The sequence below is a fragment of the Nocardia sp. NPDC060220 genome (assembly GCF_042727815.1).
GTDB lineage: Bacteria > Actinomycetota > Actinomycetes > Mycobacteriales > Mycobacteriaceae > Nocardia.
In genome coordinates this window covers 1-2800 of sequence record NZ_JBHWZY010000876.1, presented here as the reverse complement: position 1 = coordinate 2800, position 2800 = coordinate 1, and the positions used below count along the sequence as shown (strand labels likewise).

The window sequence follows — 2800 nt, the reverse complement described above, 5'->3', positions numbered from 1 at the left end:
CGTTGAGCAGATACATCGTCGGCCGCGGGTTCTCGGTATCGGCGGCTCGGATCACCTGCACCGGAATCGGCTTGTCCATCGCGGGCGAGAAGACGGTCACCAGCTGGCGTCTGCTGTCGATATCGACTGCCGAGACCACCCCGGCCGTCTCGGGTTGGGCGACAGCGACGCTCGGCGACAGCCCGGCCGAGGCCAGCGCGCTCACCAGCGCGGCGCTTACCGCGGCCGTACGGATCGATCGACGTGTTCTTCTCACCAGCGCGAACCTCTCGTCTACCGGATGCACTGCTCGAATCAGTGCGGGTCACCCCACGGCGGACGTGAGGCATGAAGAGAGGTTCGGACTGCACCGGCCCGCGGTTTGGTGGAGCGGCCGAAATTCCGCGGGCACAGATGTGGGCGCGGGTCAGCGGCCGAGGAACTCCTCGATCGCGGGCCAGGTGGTGTCGGCGGCGGAAACCAGTCCGAGGTGGCCGCCGCTGACCTCCACGAACTCCACCTCGGCGGCGTTGGGCAGGACATCGAGGCCGCGGCGCACCGAGGCGGCGGGCACCACCACGTCGCTGGGGCTGCCCGCCAGCAACACCCGGCAGGTGACCTTCGACAGTTCGATCACCAGATCCGAGCGCAGTCGGATCGACCCGCCGGCGAGTTCGTTGCGCAGCACCAGGCTGCGATAGATCTGCCAGTACGAGCGGCCCGGGTAGCCGGGCATGGTGGCCATGAACCGGTCGGTGGCCTCCATCCTGGCCAGCGCTTCGGTGTCGAAGGCGTTGCGGGCCAGGAACATCGGTTTGGCGAGCTCGCGGTCGAACGCCTGGATCCGGAAGCCGAGCCGCACGAATTCCTGCGGGATGCCGCCCATCACCTTGGTCGCCACGGCCATCTCGCGACCACCGGTGACCTTGGCGACCAAGCGCAGCGGGATCAGGAACGCGGTGCGGGCCTGGTCGATCGGCGCGGCCAGGCAGGTGATGGAGGCGATCGGCAGGTCGGCGTGGGCGGCCGCGGTCAGCAGCGCGAGCACACCACCCAGCGACCAGCCGATGATGTCGACGCCACGGCCGTCGTGTTCCGCACTGACCCGCGCGATCGCCTCGGGCAGGATGTCCTCGGTCCAGTCCTCGAGGCCGAGATCGCGGTCGGCGTAACCGAATTCGCCGTAGTCGATGACGTAGGGCTGCCTGCCCTGGTCGAGCAGGAAGCGCACCAGACTCTGCCCGGGCCGCAGGTCGAAGCAGGCCGTGGTCACCGCGAGCGGCGGCACCAGCAGCACCGGATTGCCCTTCGCCCGCGTGGTGCGGTCGTAGCGCTTCAGGTGCCGGTGTGCGCCGTCGTACACCGTCGTCGACGGTGCGGGGCGGTAGGACTCGAGTCCACCGCCGAACGACACCGACCACACATTGCGCACCGCGCGCGGCAGATCGGCAACGATCCCCATCGGTAAACCCCTTACCTCACCAGTTACTGCCTGCCGGCAGACCCACTATTCCTTATCTTACCAGCGAGTAAATTGTTGCTTCAGGCTGCGTGACGAGCCTTGTTCACTGTGCGCTCCCTGCCGTGACCGGCCGACGAGGCCGTGATGGGCCGCCCGAAGAGGACCCGGAGCACGACTCGCGCGAGGGCGCCGAACCCCCGACGGCCCGCGGGCAGCGCGAGCACGCTGCGCACCGTCCGGGTCTGCGACGGTGTCACCGCGACGCCGGTGAATCGGTCGTCGAGCCAGTTCAGGCTCAGCGGCGTCGACAGCGGCAGCAGCGAGATGTGCTCGCTCGCCCGATCGCGCAGGTAGGTCACGTGCGCGCCCTGCTCGCGGTAGCGCTGCACCAGCGCGTCGATATCGTCCACCGCGATGATCTGGTCGTGCACGGCTTGCACCACCAGCAGCGGCACCGAGGGCGCCCTGTCCCCCAGCGTGAGATCGGCGAAGACGGCCAGCATCGCCTCCATGGCGAGCAACTCGGCGATCGGGGTGCCGCTGTGCCGGTCGACGTTGTAGCGGGCCAATCGCAGCACCGCGGCGGCGGTCGTCGACTCGGCGGCCTTGTCGAGTACCGCGCGACCCTCGTCGCTGAAATGGGTGGCGACGAGTTCCTCGAACGCCGGATACACCCGGCGCAGCGCGGCGACGACGAGGGTCGGCAAGCCCGCGTGCAGCCCGCCGTTGAGGCGATGGAAGGTCGAGACCAGATCGCCCACCGGGGAGCCGAGCACGGCGCCTGCGATGTCGAGCTCCGGCGCGTAGGTCGGCGCCATCTCCGCGGCCCACGCCGTGGCCAGCCCGCCGCCCGAGTACCCCCACAGCCCGACCTGCGCCTGCGGGTCGAGACCGCCGGGCTCGAAGGCCAGGGCCGCGCGGATGCCGTCGAGTGCGCGGTAGCCCGGTTCACGCGGCGCTCCCCATGCGCCGAGCATGCCTTCGTGATCCGGAATCGAGATCGCCCAACCCCTGGCCAGCGCATCGGCAAAGCACAGCTGTTCGACGTGCACGAAGGTACCGACGGCGCGAGAGCCGCGCCGCAACGCGTAGGACGGAAACGACCGCGGCGAGATGGCGTCGATCGCGCACTGGAACGACAGCAGTGGGGCACCGGGCGCGACACCGCCCCTCGGCGTCACCACGGTGGTGACGGACGCCTCGGGCATGCCGTGGAGATCGGTCGTGCGATACAGCAGCTGCCAGGCCCGCACCTTCATGCCGATCACACCGAACGCGGCGAGCTCGACCGGCCGCGAACGCAGGATCGTGCCCTCGGCAAGGGTCTCGAACCCGGGCCTCGGCGCGAAGAAAGGATCC

Annotated in this window: 2 protein-coding genes and 1 pseudogene; all 3 read right to left on the bottom strand. The window is 69.5% G+C overall.

What is annotated here, in order from left to right; translation table 11 throughout:
- A pseudogene (locus tag ACFWF3_RS31100) lies at window positions 1-256 on the bottom strand (esterase family protein); the annotation flags it as partial.
- Between the two features lie 150 nt (window positions 257-406).
- Window positions 407-1441, bottom strand: coding sequence for an alpha/beta fold hydrolase (locus tag ACFWF3_RS31095; RefSeq protein ID WP_378989815.1), 1035 nt, complete (start codon window positions 1439-1441; stop codon window positions 407-409).
- An 80-nt stretch (window positions 1442-1521) separates the two neighbouring features.
- Window positions 1522-2800 (bottom strand): lipase family protein (locus tag ACFWF3_RS31090; RefSeq protein WP_379317289.1); only part of this gene is annotated, 1279 nt, incomplete at its 5' end.